General features: G+C 71.1%; 15 protein-coding genes and 1 riboswitch. Of the genes, 9 read left to right on the top strand and 6 right to left on the bottom strand.

The features are described 5' to 3' along the window. The first annotated feature begins 4 nt into the window (after positions 1 to 4). The 7 genes from AB0K12_RS33765 (at position 5) to AB0K12_RS33735 (ending at position 9529) form a co-directional block, all read left to right on the top strand. Entirely contained in the window at positions 5 to 2509 is a 2505-nt protein-coding gene (locus AB0K12_RS33765; protein WP_364570459.1) for a mannose-1-phosphate guanyltransferase, read from the top strand. 267 nt (positions 2510 to 2776) lie between these two features. Next, complete coding sequence (locus AB0K12_RS33760; protein WP_364570456.1) at positions 2777 to 3289, top strand: FHA domain-containing protein; 513 nt, start codon at positions 2777 to 2779, stop codon at positions 3287 to 3289. A gap of 23 nt (positions 3290 to 3312) precedes the next feature. Beyond that, on the top strand, positions 3313 to 3939 hold the full coding sequence (locus tag AB0K12_RS33755; protein WP_364570453.1) for a MerR family transcriptional regulator: 627 nt from the start codon (positions 3313 to 3315) through the stop codon (positions 3937 to 3939). Between the two features lie 128 nt (positions 3940 to 4067). Next, positions 4068 to 4538 (top strand): bifunctional nuclease family protein, encoded by a 471-nt coding sequence (locus AB0K12_RS33750; RefSeq protein ID WP_090771501.1) that lies wholly within the window; start codon positions 4068 to 4070, stop codon positions 4536 to 4538. A gap of 147 nt (positions 4539 to 4685) precedes the next feature. Then, positions 4686 to 5306, top strand: a complete 621-nt coding sequence (locus tag AB0K12_RS33745; protein WP_345403573.1) for a MerR family transcriptional regulator — start codon at positions 4686 to 4688, stop codon at positions 5304 to 5306. 194 nt (positions 5307 to 5500) lie between these two features. Further along, a riboswitch (glycine riboswitch) is annotated at positions 5501 to 5598 on the top strand. A gap of 177 nt (positions 5599 to 5775) precedes the next feature. Further along, the gene (gene gcvP, locus AB0K12_RS33740) at positions 5776 to 8604 is read left to right on the top strand and encodes an aminomethyl-transferring glycine dehydrogenase (RefSeq protein ID WP_364570449.1); all 2829 of its coding nucleotides are present in this window, start codon (positions 5776 to 5778) and stop codon (positions 8602 to 8604) included. A gap of 115 nt (positions 8605 to 8719) precedes the next feature. After that, the gene (locus tag AB0K12_RS33735) at positions 8720 to 9529 is read left to right on the top strand and encodes a tetratricopeptide repeat protein (protein WP_364570446.1); all 810 of its coding nucleotides are present in this window, start codon (positions 8720 to 8722) and stop codon (positions 9527 to 9529) included. An 80-nt stretch (positions 9530 to 9609) separates the two neighbouring features. Here AB0K12_RS33735 and AB0K12_RS33730 read toward each other — a convergent pair whose 3' ends face one another. After that, complete coding sequence (locus AB0K12_RS33730; RefSeq protein ID WP_364570443.1) at positions 9610 to 9957, bottom strand: hypothetical protein; 348 nt, start codon at positions 9955 to 9957, stop codon at positions 9610 to 9612. Between the two features lie 82 nt (positions 9958 to 10039). Here AB0K12_RS33730 and AB0K12_RS33725 point away from each other — a divergent pair, with 82 nt between their 5' ends. Further along, positions 10040 to 10630 carry an alpha/beta family hydrolase gene (locus tag AB0K12_RS33725; protein WP_364570440.1) on the top strand — a complete coding sequence of 197 codons (591 nt, stop codon included), beginning with the start codon at positions 10040 to 10042 and terminating at the stop codon, positions 10628 to 10630. Between the two features lie 220 nt (positions 10631 to 10850). On the opposite strand, the gene AB0K12_RS33720 is transcribed toward AB0K12_RS33725, so the two are convergent. Continuing rightward, positions 10851 to 11042 (bottom strand): DUF5999 family protein, encoded by a 192-nt coding sequence (locus tag AB0K12_RS33720; RefSeq protein ID WP_043616949.1) that lies wholly within the window; start codon positions 11040 to 11042, stop codon positions 10851 to 10853. Between the two features lie 201 nt (positions 11043 to 11243). Continuing rightward, positions 11244 to 11804, bottom strand: coding sequence for a TetR/AcrR family transcriptional regulator C-terminal domain-containing protein (locus AB0K12_RS33715; protein ID WP_355422528.1), 561 nt, complete (start codon positions 11802 to 11804; stop codon positions 11244 to 11246). Between the two features lie 135 nt (positions 11805 to 11939). On the opposite strand from AB0K12_RS33715, the gene AB0K12_RS33710 reads away from it, so the two are divergent. Then, on the top strand, positions 11940 to 12317 hold the full coding sequence (locus tag AB0K12_RS33710) for a hypothetical protein (protein WP_364570435.1): 378 nt from the start codon (positions 11940 to 11942) through the stop codon (positions 12315 to 12317). Positions 12318 to 12427: 110 nt separating this feature from the next. Here AB0K12_RS33710 and AB0K12_RS33705 read toward each other — a convergent pair whose 3' ends face one another. From AB0K12_RS33705 to AB0K12_RS33695, 3 genes are all read right to left on the bottom strand, one after another. Next, positions 12428 to 13771 (bottom strand): RNA polymerase sigma factor, encoded by a 1344-nt coding sequence (locus tag AB0K12_RS33705; protein WP_364570432.1) that lies wholly within the window; start codon positions 13769 to 13771, stop codon positions 12428 to 12430. 177 nt (positions 13772 to 13948) lie between these two features. Then, positions 13949 to 14311, bottom strand: coding sequence for a hypothetical protein (locus AB0K12_RS33700; RefSeq protein ID WP_364570429.1), 363 nt, complete (start codon positions 14309 to 14311; stop codon positions 13949 to 13951). 44 nt (positions 14312 to 14355) lie between these two features. Then, positions 14356 to 15504, bottom strand: a complete 1149-nt coding sequence (locus AB0K12_RS33695) for an AMP-binding protein (protein WP_364570426.1) — start codon at positions 15502 to 15504, stop codon at positions 14356 to 14358. Positions 15505 to 15551: the final 47 nt, after the last annotated feature.

Raw genomic sequence — 15551 nt, 5'->3', positions numbered from 1 at the left:
TCGGGTGAAGGCGGTCGTCATGGCGGGCGGGGAGGGCACTCGGCTGCGTCCGATGACCGCCAACCAGCCCAAGCCCCTGCTCCCTGTCGTCAACCGCCCGATCATGGAACACGTCCTGCGCCTGCTCAGGCGGCACGGCGTGACCGAGACCGTGGTGACCCTGCAGTTCCTCGCCGCCCTCGTCCGTAACTACTTCGGCGACGGCGACGAGCTGGGCATGAGCCTGCAGTACGCCACCGAGGACGTCCCGCTCGGCACGGCGGGCAGCGTCAAGAACGCCGCCGACCGCCTGCGCGACGACCGTTTCCTGGTCCTCTCCGGAGATGCCCTGACAGACATCGACTTATCGGACATGATCCGTTTTCATCGTGAAAAAGGCGCGCTTGTCACGATCGGTCTGAAAAGGGTCCCCAACCCGCTCGAATTCGGGATCATCATCGTGGACGAGGAGGGCCGGGTCCAGCGCTTCCTGGAGAAGCCGACCTGGGGCCAGGTCTTCTCCGACACCGTCAACACCGGCATCTACGTCATGGAACCCGAGATCCTCGACGCCGTCGCCACCGGCGAGCCCGTCGACTGGTCCTCGGACGTCTTCCCCGCCCTCCTCCACTCCGGCGCCGCCATCTACGGCTACGTCGCCGACGGCTACTGGGAGGACGTCGGCACCCACGACAGCTATCTCAAGGCCCAGGCCGACGCCCTGTCCGGCCGGGTCGCCCTCGACATCGGCGGCTTCGAGCTCTCACCCGGCGTGTGGGTCGCCGACTCCGCCTCCGTCGACCCCGACGCCGTGCTCAAGGGCCCGCTGCTCATCGGCGACTACGCCAAGGTCGAGGCGGGGGCCGAGCTGCGCGAGTACACCGTGCTCGGCAACAACGCCGTCGTCCGCGAGGGCGCCTTCCTGCACCGCGCGATCGTCCACGACAACGTCTACCTGGGGCCGGGCGCCCACCTGCGCGGCTGCGTCATCGGCAAGAGCACCGACGTGATGGCCGGCGCCCGCATCGAGGAGAACGCGATCATCGGCGACGAGTGCGTCATCGAGGCCGAGGCGTACGTCTCCAGCGGCGTCCGCGTCTATCCGTTCAAGACCATCGAGGCCGGCGCGGTGGTCAACACCAGCGTCATCTGGGAGTCGCGCGGCCAGCGCAACCTGTTCGGCCCGCGCGGCGTCAGCGGCCTGGTCAACGTCGAGATCACCGCCGAGCTGTGCGTCCGCCTGGCCAGCGCGTACGCCACCACCCTGAAGAAGGGCGAGCACGTCGTCACCTCCCGCGACTGCTCGCTGGCGGCCAGGGCGCTCAAGCGGGCCGTCATCGGCGCGCTGACCGCGGGCGCCATCAACGTCCTCGACCTGGAGGCCGCTCCGCTGCCCGTCACCCGCTTCCACACGGCCAGGGTGTCGGCGGCCGGCGGCATCGCGCTGCGCACCACCCCCGGTGACCCGCAGAGCGTGGACATCGTCATCATGGACGACCGCGGCGCCGACCTGCCGCCGGCCGCCCAGCGCAAGCTGGAGCGGGTCTTCTCCCGCCAGGAGTTCCGCCGCGCCTTCCCCGGAGAGATCGCCGAGCTGACCTACCCGGCGCGGGCGGTCGAGGACTACACCCACGAGCTGCTGCGCCACGTCGGCGTGAGCGGCGTCAGGGACATGAAGGTCGTCGTCGACTGCGCGGGCGGCACCTCCTCGCTGGTGCTGCCCACGCTGCTGGCCAGGGTCGGCGTCGAGGTGCTCACGGTCAACGCCAGGCTCGACGACGTCTCGCCCACCGAGACGCTGGCCGAGCGCCGCCGCGACCTGCAGCGCCTGTCGGAGCTGGTCAGCTCCTCAAGGGCGGCGTTCGGGGTGCGGTTCGACCCGGTGGGGGAGCGCATCGCCCTGGTGGACGAGAAGGGCCAGCTCATCAGCGAGGAACGCGCCCTGCTCGTCGTGCTCGACCTGGTGGCCGCCGAGCGGCGGGGCGGCCAGGTGGCGCTGCCGGTCACCACGACCAGGGTCGCCGAGCAGGTCTGCCGCTTCCACGGCGTCCAGGTGCGGTGGACCCCCACCGCGCTCGACGCGCTCACCTCCGCCGCCGCGGGGCCCGACATGATCTTCGCCGCGGACGGGCGCGGCGGTTTCGTGGTGCCCGAGTTCAGCCCGGCCATCGACGGGCTGGCCGCGTTCATGCGGCTGCTCGGGCTGGTGGCCCGCACCCGGCTGTCGCTCAGCCAGATCGACGCGCGCATCCCCGAGGTCTGGCTGCTCAGGCGGACGGTGCCCACCCCGTGGGCGGCCAAGGGCGCGGTCATGCGCTCGGTCATCGAGGCGGCCGAGGCCCAGCCCGACGGTCACCGCGTCGACACCACCGACGGCGTGCGCGTGGCGCGCGACGACGGGAGCTGGGTGCTGGTGCTGCCCGCCGCCGCCGACCCGGTGACCGACCTGTGGGCCGAGGCGGGCGACATGGACGGCGCCCAGGCCCTGCTCGAACGCTGGGCCCGCGTGGTCGAGCAGGCGGCCGGGTGACACCCTCACGCAGAGTGATCGGAAAGTGTTCGCCGATGACGTGCCCAGAGAGTGCCGCAAGATCGTAATGTAGAAACGCGCGGCGGCATGGACCACGGGGCGGGGGCGGCGGTAACTTTATCTGCGTCCGAACCACAGTGCAGCGCCCCGCCTTGACCTTTGCCGCTGATCAGCGTAAGTTGCGGCATTCGCAAACGTGAAAAAGCGAAGCGAGGCGCGCCCAGAGCACCGTCGCCGCGTCTTCGCGGTAGGAGGCCGAGCCGATCGATGCCGAGCGTCTACTGCACGCAGTGCGGGCACGCCAACCCCGAGGATGCCCGTTTCTGTTCCCGTTGTGGGTCGCCGCTGACCAGACCCGAGGTCTCCGGGGACACCACCTCGACGATCTCCATAGCGGGAATCGAGGCGTACGAGGCTGAGACCGGTGACATGCTTCTGGCCGAGCGGGCGATCGTCGAGCAGCTCCCGCCCGGCACGGCGTTGCTCACGGTGACCAGGGGCCCCAATCAGGGGAGCCGTTTCCGGCTGGACAAAGACCTCACCACGACGGGGCGCCATCCCGAGAGCGACATCTTCCTCGACGACATCACGGTCTCGCGCCGCCACGTCGAGTTCTACCGCCACCGCGGCGGCCAGTTCTCCGTGCGCGACGTGGGCAGCCTCAACGGCACCTATGTCAATCGGGAACGCATCGAGGAGGTTCCTTTGCACTCGGGAGACGAGGTGCAGATCGGCAAGTTCCGCCTTCTCTTCCTGATGCGGGGCAACTCCGGCGTATGACTTCTCAGGCGGCACGCTCGCACATGAGCATCGGGGAAGTGCTCGCGCTCCTGCAGGGCGAGTTCCCCGATGTGACGATCTCCAAGATCAGGTTCTTGGAGGGCGAAGGGCTGATCGAGCCCGAGCGCAGCCCCTCCGGCTACCGTAAGTTCACGCACCTGCACGTCGAGCAGCTGCGCTTCATCCTGACCGAGCAGCGCGACCACTACCTGCCGCTGCGCGTGATCAAGGACAAGATGGCCGAGAGCTTCGGCCGCCCGCGCGCGGTGCAACAGGCGCAGGAGGTCAAGCTCAGCAGGGCCGAGCTGCTCGAGGCGGCGGGCATCGACGACGAGACGCTCACCGAGCTGGAGGACTACGGCCTCCTGGTCCCCGTGGCCAGGCGCTACGACGAAGAGGCGCTCAAGGTGGCCCGCGCCGTGGGCGCCCTGGCCAGGTTCGGCCTGCACGCCCGTCATCTGCGGGCGGTCAAGGCGGCGGCCGAGCGTGAGGCGGGGCTGGTCGAGCAGACCGTCGCCCCGATACTCAAGCGGCGCCGCCCGGGAGCCATCGGCGAGGCCGACGAGGTCGCCCGCGAACTGTCCATTCTCCTGCTCGACCTGCACGCATCCCTTGTGCGCACGGGGGTGCGGTCGGTCCTGGGCCGTTGATGCCGGAGCGAGCTGGGAGGCGAGGGCACATTCCAGGCCCACTGGGTGTTACGTTGAATTGAACCAGTCAGCAGAAGCGATGTTCGAAGAGCTGTGCCGGGTGACCGGTCAGGAATACGGAGCAGCCCGTGTTGCAGATGGAGGTCGTGGGCGTTCGAGTTGAAATGCCCACAAATCAGCCGATCGTCTTGCTCAAGGAGGCACACGGGGAGCGGTTCCTTCCTATATGGATCGGCATGACCGAGGCCACGGCCATCGCCTTGGCCCAGGCGGAGGAGCCGCCGCCGCGGCCGCTCACCCATGATCTCTTCCGGGACGTGCTGAGCGCCCTGGGTGTCGGCCTGCGCGCGGTCAACATCGTCGCCCTGCGCGACGGCATCTTCTTCGCCGATCTGGTCTTCTCCAACGGCGTGGAGGTGAGCGCGCGGCCGTCCGACTCGATCGCGCTCGCCCTGCGCACGGGGGCGCGCATCTTCGCCAGCGAAGAGGTCGTTCAGGAGGCCGGGGTGATCATCCCCGACGACCAGGAGGACGAGGTGGAGAAGTTCAGGGAGTTCCTTGACACGATCACTCCCGAGGACTTCGGCAGGGCGGGGTAGGTATTTCAGTGCATTTACGCTTCACGACGCGCCGAGCCGGATCGTTGACTGAGCATGGTCACGGTCCTACGGTGCAAGTGAAACCCGTGGCCGCCCTTTACGAACCCCCAGATCAGGCCACGGGATGAGAGAAAGCCGGAGGTCCGCGTGGCGGTCAGCAGCGGCGAGGGAAAGACGGCCGGCCAGGAAGATCCGGTGCGGCGCGAGAGCGCGCGGCAGCGTGCCGGGGAGCAGGGCCTGCTCTTCGACGAGCAGCCGACGGCGCTGCCGGACGACATCGGATACCGCGGGCCCACGGCCTGCGCCGCGGCCGGCATCACCTACAGGCAGCTCGACTACTGGGCGCGCACGGGCCTGGTGGAGCCCACGATCAGGGCCGCGCACGGCTCGGGCTCGCAGCGGCTCTACAGCTTCCGCGACATCCTGGTGCTCAAGGTCGTCAAGCGGCTCCTCGACACCGGGGTGTCGCTGCAGCAGATCCGTACGGCAGTCCAGCACCTGCGTGACCGCGGGGTCGCCGACCTCGCCCAGATCACGCTCATGAGCGACGGCGTCAGCGTCTACGAGTGCACCTCGGCGGACGAGGTCATAGATCTTCTCCAGGGCGGGCAGGGCGTGTTCGGCATCGCGCTCGGCCGGGTCTGGCGGGAGGTCGAGGGCTCCCTCGCGGAGCTGCCGGGGGAACGCGCGGCGGTCGAGGACACCGTCCCGGCCGACCACCCCGCTGACGAACTGGCCCGCAGGCGGCGCGCCCGCCGCATCGGCTGACCTGATCCCGCCTCTCACGTTCGCGCCGGGTCGCACGCTGCCCAGGGCAGGGCACGCACCGGCGCGAAGCGGCGACGGAGCGTCACCCGCCATCCGGCCCTCACCGCCGGACCTGCGGTGAAGTGCGCCCGGAACGGCGGGTGCGGTGCACGGCAATCCCGGCTTACCGTAGTAATCTAGGACAGCAAGGCTGACGACCCCGTGCGGGAGAGTCCCCGGTCCTTCCGGTCCGGGGCGCCGAAGGAGCAACCCTCCCCGGAATCTCTCAGGCAACCGGTACCGCTCGGGCGAGGCAACTCTGGAAAGCAGGCGCGCCCGCCAGGCGTGCCTCACCGACGGTGCAAGCCCTGCACAGGGGTGAAGCTCTCAGGTCGCGGCGCACCACGTGGGGCCGCGCTGACAGAGGGGGAGATCCGGCACTCGCCCGCGCCCCGGCGCCGGTCTCCGTAAGCCTCGGGAGGCACACCCCATGACCGATCTGTCAGCTCCGCCGTTCTCGTCCAGGCATATCGGCCCCTCCGAGCCCGAGCAGCAGCGCATGCTCGAGGCCGTGGGCTTCGAGTCCGTCGCCGACCTCGTGGCCGTCGCCGTGCCCGAGTCGATCAGGGTCAAGGACCGGCTCAGGCTGCCCGCCGCCATCGGCGAGGCCGAGGCCATCGCCGAACTGCGCGCCCTGGCCGGCCGTAACCAGGTGCTCACCTCCATGATCGGACTGGGCTACCACGACACCGTCACCCCCGCCGTCATCCGCCGCAACCTGCTGGAGAACCCGGGCTGGTACACCGCCTACACGCCGTACCAGCCGGAGATCTCGCAGGGCCGGCTCGAGGCGCTGCTGAACTTCCAGACCGTCGTCTCCGACCTGACCGGCCTGCCCGTCGCCGGCGCGTCCCTGCTGGACGAGGGCACCGCCGCGGCCGAGGCCATGACACTGGCCCGGCGGGCCGGCAAGAGCAAGAGCGACGTGTTCGTGGTGGACGCCGACGCGCTGCCGCAGACCAAGGCCGTGCTCGCCACCAGGGCGGAGCCGCTCGGCATCACGCTCGTCGAGCACTCCCTGGACGGCGAGCTGCCCGCGTGCTTCGGCGTGCTCGTGCAGTACCCGGGCGCCTCCGGGCGGCTGCGCGACTTCCGCGCCGTGGCCGCCGCCGCGCACGAGGCCGGCGCGCTCGTCGTGGCCGCCGCCGACCTGCTGGCCCTGACGCTGATCACGGCCCCGGGCGAGCTGGGCGCCGACATCGCCGTCGGGTCCTCGCAGCGCTTCGGCGTGCCGTTCGGGTTCGGCGGGCCGCACGCGGCGTACATGTCCGTGCGCGAGGGGCTGCAGCGCCAGCTCCCCGGCCGCCTGGTCGGCGTGTCCGTGGACGCCGACGGCGACCCCGCGTACCGGCTGGCCCTGCAGACCCGCGAGCAGCACATCCGCCGCGAGAAGGCCACCAGCAACATCTGCACCGCCCAGGTGCTGCTGGCCGTCATCGCGAGCATGTACGCCGTCTACCACGGCCCCGAGGGCCTGCGCGGCATCGCCCGCCGGGTGCACCGCCACGCCACCGCCCTGGCCGAGAGCCTCAAGGGCGCCGGCGTCGAGGTCGTGCACGGCGAGTTCTTCGACACCGTGCTCGCCCGCGTGCCCGGCAGGGCCGCCGAGGTCGTCGCCGCCGCCGCCGAGCGGGGCGTCAACCTCTGGCAGGTGGACGCCGACCACGTCTCCGTCGCCTGCGACGAGAAGACCGGCGCCGGCGAGCTGGCCGCCGTACGCGCCGCGTTCGGCGTGACCGGAGGCATGGAGCCCGAGCAGGCCCCCGACGCGCTGCCCGGCACGCTGCTGCGCGAGAGCGACTACCTCACCCACCCGGTCTTCCACCAGCATCGCTCCGAGACCGCGATGCTGCGTTACCTGCGCAGGCTCCAGGACAAGGACATCGCGCTCGACCGGTCGATGATCCCGCTCGGCTCCTGCACGATGAAGCTGAACGCGACCACCGAGATGGAGCCCATCACCTGGCCGGAGTTCGCGGCCGTGCACCCCTACGCCCCCGAGGCGCAGTCCGAGGGTTACCGCGAGCTGATCGGCACGCTGGAGAGCTGGCTGGCCGAGGTGACCGGCTACGACGCCGTCTCCATCCAGCCGAACGCCGGCTCCCAGGGCGAGTTCGCCGGGCTGCTGGCCATCCGCGCCTACCACCGCGCCAACGGCGAGGGCGAGCGCGACGTCTGCCTCATCCCGTCCTCCGCCCACGGCACCAACGCCGCCAGCGCCGTCATGGCCGGCATGCGGGTCGTCGTCGTGGCCTGCGACGACGACGGCAACGTGGACCTGACCGACCTCGACGCCAAGATCGACAAGCACCGCGACGCGCTGGCCGCGATCATGGTGACGTACCCGTCCACGCACGGCGTGTACGAGGAGTCCATCACCGAGGTCTGCGCCAAGGTGCACGAGGCCGGCGGCCAGGTCTACGTCGACGGCGCCAACCTCAACGCCCTCGTCGGCCTGGCCAAGCCGGGCGAGTTCGGGGCCGACGTGTCCCACCTCAACCTGCACAAGACCTTCTGCATCCCGCACGGCGGCGGCGGCCCCGGCGTCGGGCCCGTCGCGGTCCGCGCCCACCTGGCCCCCTACCTGCCCGGCCACCCGCTGCGCGGCGGCACGCCGGTCGGGCCCGTCTCCGCGGCGCCGTACGGGTCGGCGGGCATCCTGCCCATCTCGTACGCGTACGTCAGGATGATGGGCGCCGAGGGGCTCACCGCCGCCACGCAGCAGGCCATCCTGTCGGCCAACTACCTCGCCCGCCGGCTGGCCCCGCACTACCCGGTGCTCTACACCGGCCGCGGCGGCCTGGTCGCGCACGAGTGCATCATCGACCTGCGGCAGATCACCAAGGAGACCGGCGTCACCGTGGACGACGTGGCCAAGCGTCTCATCGACTACGGCTTCCACGCGCCGACCATGTCGTTCCCCGTGGCCGGCACGCTGATGATCGAGCCCACCGAGAGCGAGGACCTCGCCGAGCTCGACCGGTTCGTGGACGCCATGATCGCCATCCGCGGCGAGATCGCCAAGGTGGCCTCCGGCGCCTACGACAAGACCGACAACCCGCTGCGCAACGCGCCGCACACGGCCGAGTCGGTCAGCGCCGACGAGTGGCCGCACCCCTACAGCCGCAGTGAGGCCGCCTATCCGGTGCCGTCGCTGCGCGAGGGCAAGTACTGGGTGCCGGTGCGCCGCATCGACCAGGCCTACGGCGACCGCAACCTGGTGTGCTCCTGCCCGCCGCTCGAGGCGTACGAGGACTGAGCGGCTCCTGGCGGGCGGGGCTCCCACCCGCCCGCCATTCGCAGGGCGTCAAGTGAGCAGACATGATCGCTCGAAGTCGTTAGGCTCAGGGCGACCGTCCCCACAAGGAGCTCCGTTGACGTCCTCAGAGCTGGAGACCTCACCTCTCGACGCCGCCCGCCGCCTGGCCGAGCGCGGCGACCTCGACGCCGCAGCGGCCATCCTGGGCGAGCTGGCCGGCGACCCCGACGAGCCCGACAGGGCCCAGGCCGCCGTGGGTCTCGCCGTCGTGCTGGAGCAGCGCGGCGACGTCGAGGCCGCCAGGAAGGCCGCCAGGACCGCGCTTGCCACCGGCCACCCCGAATACGCCGCCCAGGCCGCCTGCCACCTCGCCCAGGGGTTCGAGCGCGAGGAGCGCGACGAGCAGGCCAGGGCCGCCTGGCAGGCCGTGCTGGGGGTCGGCACGCCCGCGTACGTGCCGCTCGCCCACCTCGCCCTTGCCCGGCTCGCCGTCCGCGACGGCAACCTGGAGGAGGCCGAGAAGGAGCTGCGCGCGGCCATGGAGGCCGGCATGCAGGCGGGGGACGAGCGGGTCGGTGCGCACGCCGCCCAGCGGCTCGCCGACCTGATGGTCGAGCACGGAGAGCCAGGGGCGGCGGCCGAGGTGCTGCTGGACGCCCTGGAGTTCGCGCCCGAGGACGAGGTGCCGGGCCTGCGGGTGCAACTCGGCATCGCGCATCTGGAGCTCGCCTGCGCGGAGTTCGCCGAGAGCGTCGAAGGCGGCGCCGACGCCCGGACCAGCGCCCTCGCCATCGAGCTCCTGGCCCGCACCCTGCCGCTACGCGGGCGGGCGGACGACGCCGACCGGGTGTGGACGTACGGGCTGGAACACGAGAACGAGGCCCTCGCCGCCGAAGTCCGCCTCCGCTACCACCGCGACACCTGATCCCCGCTGAGACCGGCTCAGGCCCGCCGCCTGACGACCGCGACCCCCGCGTCCGGGCACGGGCATGGGCATGGGCATGGTCAGCGGCGGCGCATGACGGCTGCGGCGGCTGCCACGTTGACGACGACGATCGCGAGCCAGGCGATCACCAGGCCATAGCCGCCCGCGGTCGCGCCTGCGACGCCGGTCAGCGGGATGCCGAGAGCCAGCGAGCCGAGGACGATGGGCACCATCGGCGCGGCCGGGCTGGTCCGCTTCCCCCTGGGAACGGCGTCGTGCCGTTCGAGCTCGGCGTGCACGCGGTGGGCGATGGTGGCGTCGAGGCGCTCGACGAACGAGTCGATGAGCGCGGCCTCGTACTCCGGGCCCAGATCACGACGAGCTTCGAGCGTGGCCTGCAAGTCGTCCCGGAGGGATTTGTCTGGCATGAGATCCATCATGCTCTCACCTCGGCGCGCCGTCATCCGACCTGAGAGCTAGCGCGGGATCCTTCGCAGGTACGGTGCTGCCATGCAGGTGATGACCCCGAGAGGGCCGGCGCTGGCCGAGATCGACGAGGCCGGCGACCCGCGGCTGCTGCTGGTGCTGACCCACGGCTCGGCCGGCACCGTGGACGCGCCCGACCTGCTGGCGGTGCGCGCGGCGGCGCTGGCGGCCGGGGCGACGGTGGTCCGGGTGACGCAGGCGTTCCGGGTGGCGGGGGCGCGGGCGCCCGGCTCGCCCGCCCGGCAGGACGAGGCCTGGGAGGTCGTCCTGGACGAGCTGCGCAAGCGCCTGCCGGACCTGCCGCTCGTGCAGGGCGGGCGGAGCAACGGGGCGCGGGTGGCCTGCCGTACGGCCAAGGCCGTCGGCGCGGCCGCCGTGGTGGCGCTGGCCTTTCCGCTGCACCCGCCGGGCAAGCCCGAACGTTCCCGCGCCGACGAGCTGCGTGCGGCCGGGGTGGACGTGCTGGTGGTGAACGGCGACCGCGACCCGTTCGGCGTCCCCGACGCGGCGGACGCGACCCGGCTGGTGGTGCTGCCGGGGGAGGGGCACGACCTGAAACGGGACCCCGCCCGGGTGGGCGAGACAGTCGCACAATGGATCACCCGATACGCCTAGCCCTTGGGAGCCAGGTATGGGCTGCCTGATTCTTCGCAGAGACGGCGCCCAGGCCGGGAGGTTTGGGCGCTCGTTCGGCTGTTCGTGAGGGCGGGGTGGCGGCCGGGAGGTGTGGTCACTCGGCCGGCCGCTCGTCGCCGTGCCTTAGCGGGTTCGGCCGCGCCTCGGCGGGCCGGTGGCGGTGGTGCCGGGGCGGCGTGCCCCGGAGCCCGACTGTGAGTCAGGCCGCGCCTACGACAGGGCGGTGCGGGGCGATGGCGGTGCCGCTGGGCAGGAGCTCTCCGGTGTCCTCGAACAGGACGACGCCGTTGCAGAGCAGGCTCCACCCCTGTTCGGGGTGGCTGGCGAGGGTGCGGGCCGCTTCGCGGTCCGGCGCCTCGGCATCCGGACAGGCCGGGTCGTGCGGGCACATCGGCGTGCCTCCGATATCTCGTGGGATGCTCCCGTGATGGAGGGGCGGGAGCCGGCTCGGGTAGTTGTGCTGGCAAGTGTGCGACCTGAGTCACACGTTTCGACATAGTCCGTTAGGACTGTTACAGGAGGGTCCCCGAACCGTGTGACCTTCGACACAGCGTGCCTTATGCAGGATAACCGGCCAAGCGCGCCACGCGCATCACGTTTGCAAACCCTTGAGAAGAGCGTCGAGTCCGCGCTCGAAGTCCACATCGGCTCTTTCGTCCCGCCTGACCCATTCATCGACTTCGGGGTCCGCCCAGCCTGACTGCTGCACCTCGACCGCCACGCTGCCGAAGACGAAGGCCCGCAGCGCGCGTACGGCCTCGGCGGCGTCGGGCAGGCCCGCGTCGGTGAGCTGGTCGATCTGCTCCCTGATCGTGATCATGGTGGCGCCCTTGGGCGGCTTGGTGAGCGCGAGGGCCAGCACGCCGGGATGGTCGCGCAGCAGCTCCCTGCTCGCCCGGCACCACGCCTTGGCCGTCTCCTGCCAGGTCGGGCCTGGCTCGACGTGGACGGCCGTGACGTGCTCGGCCAGGGCGTCCATCAGCGCCTCTTTGCCCCGGGGCAGGTGGTGGTAGATGGCCATCGCCTCGACCTGCAGCGCGTCGCCCAGCCGGCGCATCGTGAGGCGGCGCAGGCCCTGGCTGTCGGCGATGTGCAGCGCGGCCTCGATGATCCGCTCGCGGGAGAGGGGGACCGGAGGTCTCTTGGCGGGCATGGCGATCATCTTACTATGTAAAGGCGCTGGCGCCGGGGCGATTTCCGCACGTGTCGCGGGACGGCGTACCCTTGGCGGTTGAACGAGTACCGACAGCGTGAAAGGGCCGGGTCGATGGCGTTTTTCCGTCCGCGGGTGAGCCGGGAGGCAGAGGTTCGCTACCACGCGGACCAGGAGATAGCCAAGAGCTTCCCCGAGTTGCTCGACAAGGCCAGAGAGGCCGAGCGCACGCTGCGGGAGCTGCGGGCCGCCGACGCCGACGAGGCCGAGCTGCGTGCCGCGGGGCTGGCGTTCGACCGCGCGCTGACCGAGGCGCTGCGCGCCGCCGAGGCGGGGCAGCGGGCCACGTTCGGGGTGAAGGCCTACGACGACCGGATCGCCCGGCGCAAGGCCAAGGCGACGCCCGAGGGCGCCATGTGGACGGCCGAGGTCAACCGGCTGCGCACGCTGCGCGAGGAGAACCGCCTCTGGGGTATCCCGCACGTCCCGTCGCGCGTCCCCGCCGCCCGCTGACGCTCCCACGGCCCCGGCGCTTCGGCGGTCAGGGCCGTGAATGACGAAGAGCCCCGGTGGGTCACCGGGGCTCTTCGCATGCGTACGCCCGATCGGGCCGGGCGGTGGTGCTAGCTTGCCCAGTCCAGGAGCGGGCGGGTGTTGCTGGGGTGGCGGAGCTTGGAGAGCGACTCCTTCTCGAGCTGGCGGATTCGCTCCCTGGTCAGTCCCAGGTGCTTGCCGATCTCGTCGAGGGTGTGCGGCTTGCCGTCCACGAGGCCGAAGCGCAGGGCCATGATCTTCGACTCGCGCGGCGAGAGGTTGTCGAGCACGCCGCGCAGCTGGTCGCCCAGCAGCTGGCGGTCGACGATCTCCGACGCCTCGGGGGAGTCGACGTCCTCGATGAGGTCGCCGATCGTGGTCTCGCCGTCCTCGCCGATCGTCGCGTTGAGCGAGATGGGCTGCCGGCTGGTGCGCAGCAGCTCCTCGATCTGGTCGGGCGTCTTGTCGAGCTCGACGGCCAGCTCCTCGGGCGTGGGCTCGCGGCCCAGCCGCTGGTGCATGTCACGCTCGACCCGCGACAGCTTGGACAGCATCTCCAGCACGTGTACGGGCAGCCGGATCGTCCGGGCGGAGTCGGCGAAGCCGCGCTGGATGGCCTGCCTGATCCACCACATCGCGTACGTGGAGAACTTGAAGCCCTTGGTGTAGTCGAACTTCTCCACGGCCCTGATGAGGCCCAGGTTGCCCTCCTGGACGACGTCCAGCAGGGACATGCCGCGGTCGGTGTACTTCTTGGCCACCGACACCACGAGGCGCAGGTTGGCCTCCAGCATGTGGTCCTTGGCCTGCTTGCCGTCCTCGACGACGAGGTGGAGGTCCTCGCGCGTGGATTCGGGCAGGTCGGGCTGGGTCTCCAGCTTGTACTCGGCGTACAGGCCGGCCTCGATGCGCCGGGCCAGCTCGACCTCCTGCGCGGCGGTGAGCAGGGTGCGGCGGCCGATGGACTTGAGGTAGGTGTGCACCGAGTCGCCCATCACGGACGCGGTGTCGTCCAGGTCGAGCGGCTCGTTGTCGACGTCGGGGTCCTCACCGTTGACGGCACCGTTGATGGCGAGGTCCTCGGGGACGTCCTCCACGTGCTCCGGCTTGGGTTCGGGGGCCGTCTGCGTCTTCGCGGAGGTTTTTGCCTCGCCGGCCTTGCGGCCGGTAGTCTTTGCCCGCGAGGTGCTCTTCCTGGTGGTGGCCTTCTTGGGCGTGGGGGCGGAGGTGCTGAGTGACGGCTCGTTCTCGGCGGCCAGGCTCACGCCGGCCTCTGAGAGTTCGCGCAGGATCGTGCGGCCTTCAGAGGGGCTGATACCGGCCTTCGCGAAAGCGTCACGCAGCTCCGCCAGAGAGAGGTGACCCTGGTTTCGCCCTCGTTCAATCAGCTGGTCGAGAGTTACGGGTGGGGTCGCCACGGCGGTTCTGGGCATGAGGACACCTCCTCCGTACGGAGTGGAAGCGATCAGGCAAGTTGTGGTGGGGCGGGTTCGCGTCCGCACGGCGCACCAGTATCAATAACGCCAATCGCCGTCATTTGTTCCCGTGCGCATCGATGCGGGGTGAAAAGGGGCGGATCGCCCACATAGCCAACCGCCCCGCCCCGAGTCTTATTCCGGCAGGCCGGCGATCTCTCCCGCCTCGACCTCGCCGGAACGACGCCCGCCCGGCGCCGCGTCACTGGTCTCCAGCTTGCCCACCTCCGGCATCGGCATCGGCTGGGCGTCCTCCATCCGCTGGTCGCTCCAGTATCTGAGCACCTCGCGGGGGTCGGGGTTGACCTCTGTGGAGACCACGACGCCGTCGGTGGTCTCGGGACGCGGCTGCTCGCCGGTCTTCTCGATCTGGGCTCGGGTCTCCCTCGCGACCTGGTCGAGCTTGCCCGCCGAAGCGGCCGCCGCGACAGAGGCACCTCCGACGACGATGACGCCGACGACGGCCGCGGATGCCCACATCTTGCGGGTCTGGTCCATGAAGGCTCCCTCCTTCTCCCCCACTATGACGCAGCCGCAACTCGTCAGGTTCCTGCCCTCAGGCGTACCAGATCGGTCTTTCCGTTCGGCAGCAGGGGCAGCCGGGACATCAGCCGCAGGTCGCGCGGGGCAGCGTGAGGAGGCAGCCTATCGCGGCAGAATGCCCGCAATTGCGAAAGTGTGGGGGGCGCGCCGGGGTCGGCGGGGACGATGACGGCGGTGACCAGCTCGCCCCACTCAGGGTCGGGTACGCCGATCACGGCCGCGTCGGCCACCTCCGGATGGGCGGCCAGGACGGCGGTCACCGCGGCGGCCACCACCTTCTCGCCCCCGGTGTTGATGACGTCGTCGGCGCGGCCCAGCACGCGCAGCCGCCCGCCGTCCAGCTCGCCGAGGTCGGAGGTGACGAACCAGCCGCCGTCGAGCGGGGCGGGCGGCCGGTCGAAGCGGTAGCCGGAGAACAGCACCGGGCCCGCGATCCTGATCAGGCCGTCGTCGCCGATCTTGAGGTCGACGCCGTCGAGCGGCCGTCCGTCGTAGACGCAGCCGCCTGAGGTCTCGCTGCTCCCGTACGTCGTCACCACCCGCGCGCCCAGCTCACGGGCCCGGTCGAGCAGGCCGGGACGGGGTGCGGCGCCGCCGAGCACGATCGATCTGAACACCGACAGGTCGGCCCCCATCTCGACCAGCCGGTGGAGCTGGGTGGGGACCATGGAGACGTGGTCGGCGCCGGAGTCCAGCACCGCGTGGGGGTCGAACGAGGGGTGGATCACCGGCTCGCTGCCGGAGAGCAGGGCGCGTACCAGGACCTGAAGGCCGGAGACGTGGGCGACGGGCAGGCAGCACAGCCAGCGCTCGCCCTTGACCGCCCCGACGCGGCGCAGTGAGGCCGTCGCCGAGGCGCGCAGGGCGGCGGCCGAGAGCAGCACGCCCTTCGGGGCGCCCGTGCTGCCGCTGGTGGAGATCACGACCGCCACGTCGTCCGGCACGCCGGCGCCGTCGTCGCGGGGGACGCCGCCGACGTGGGTGGGCCGCAGCGCCTCGATGGCGGGCGCCTCGTGGCCGGGGACGAGCGGGAGCACGGCGGGCCCGTCACCCGCCAGCGCGGCGCGGATCGCCGCGAAGAGAGCAGGTCCCGGAGGCTGCACGATGGCATGCAGCGGACGGTCCGGATGCGACGGGTTCCTCCACATGCTCGTAAGGTTAATGGCGACAGGTCGGACAGCTGGTGCAGGGAGGG

Source organism: Nonomuraea sp. NPDC049419, from assembly GCF_040676995.1.
Lineage (GTDB): Bacteria > Actinomycetota > Actinomycetes > Streptosporangiales > Streptosporangiaceae > Nonomuraea > Nonomuraea salmonea.
The sequence above is the reverse complement of the archived record's forward strand: the minus strand, read 5'-3'. Positions and strand labels throughout refer to the sequence as shown.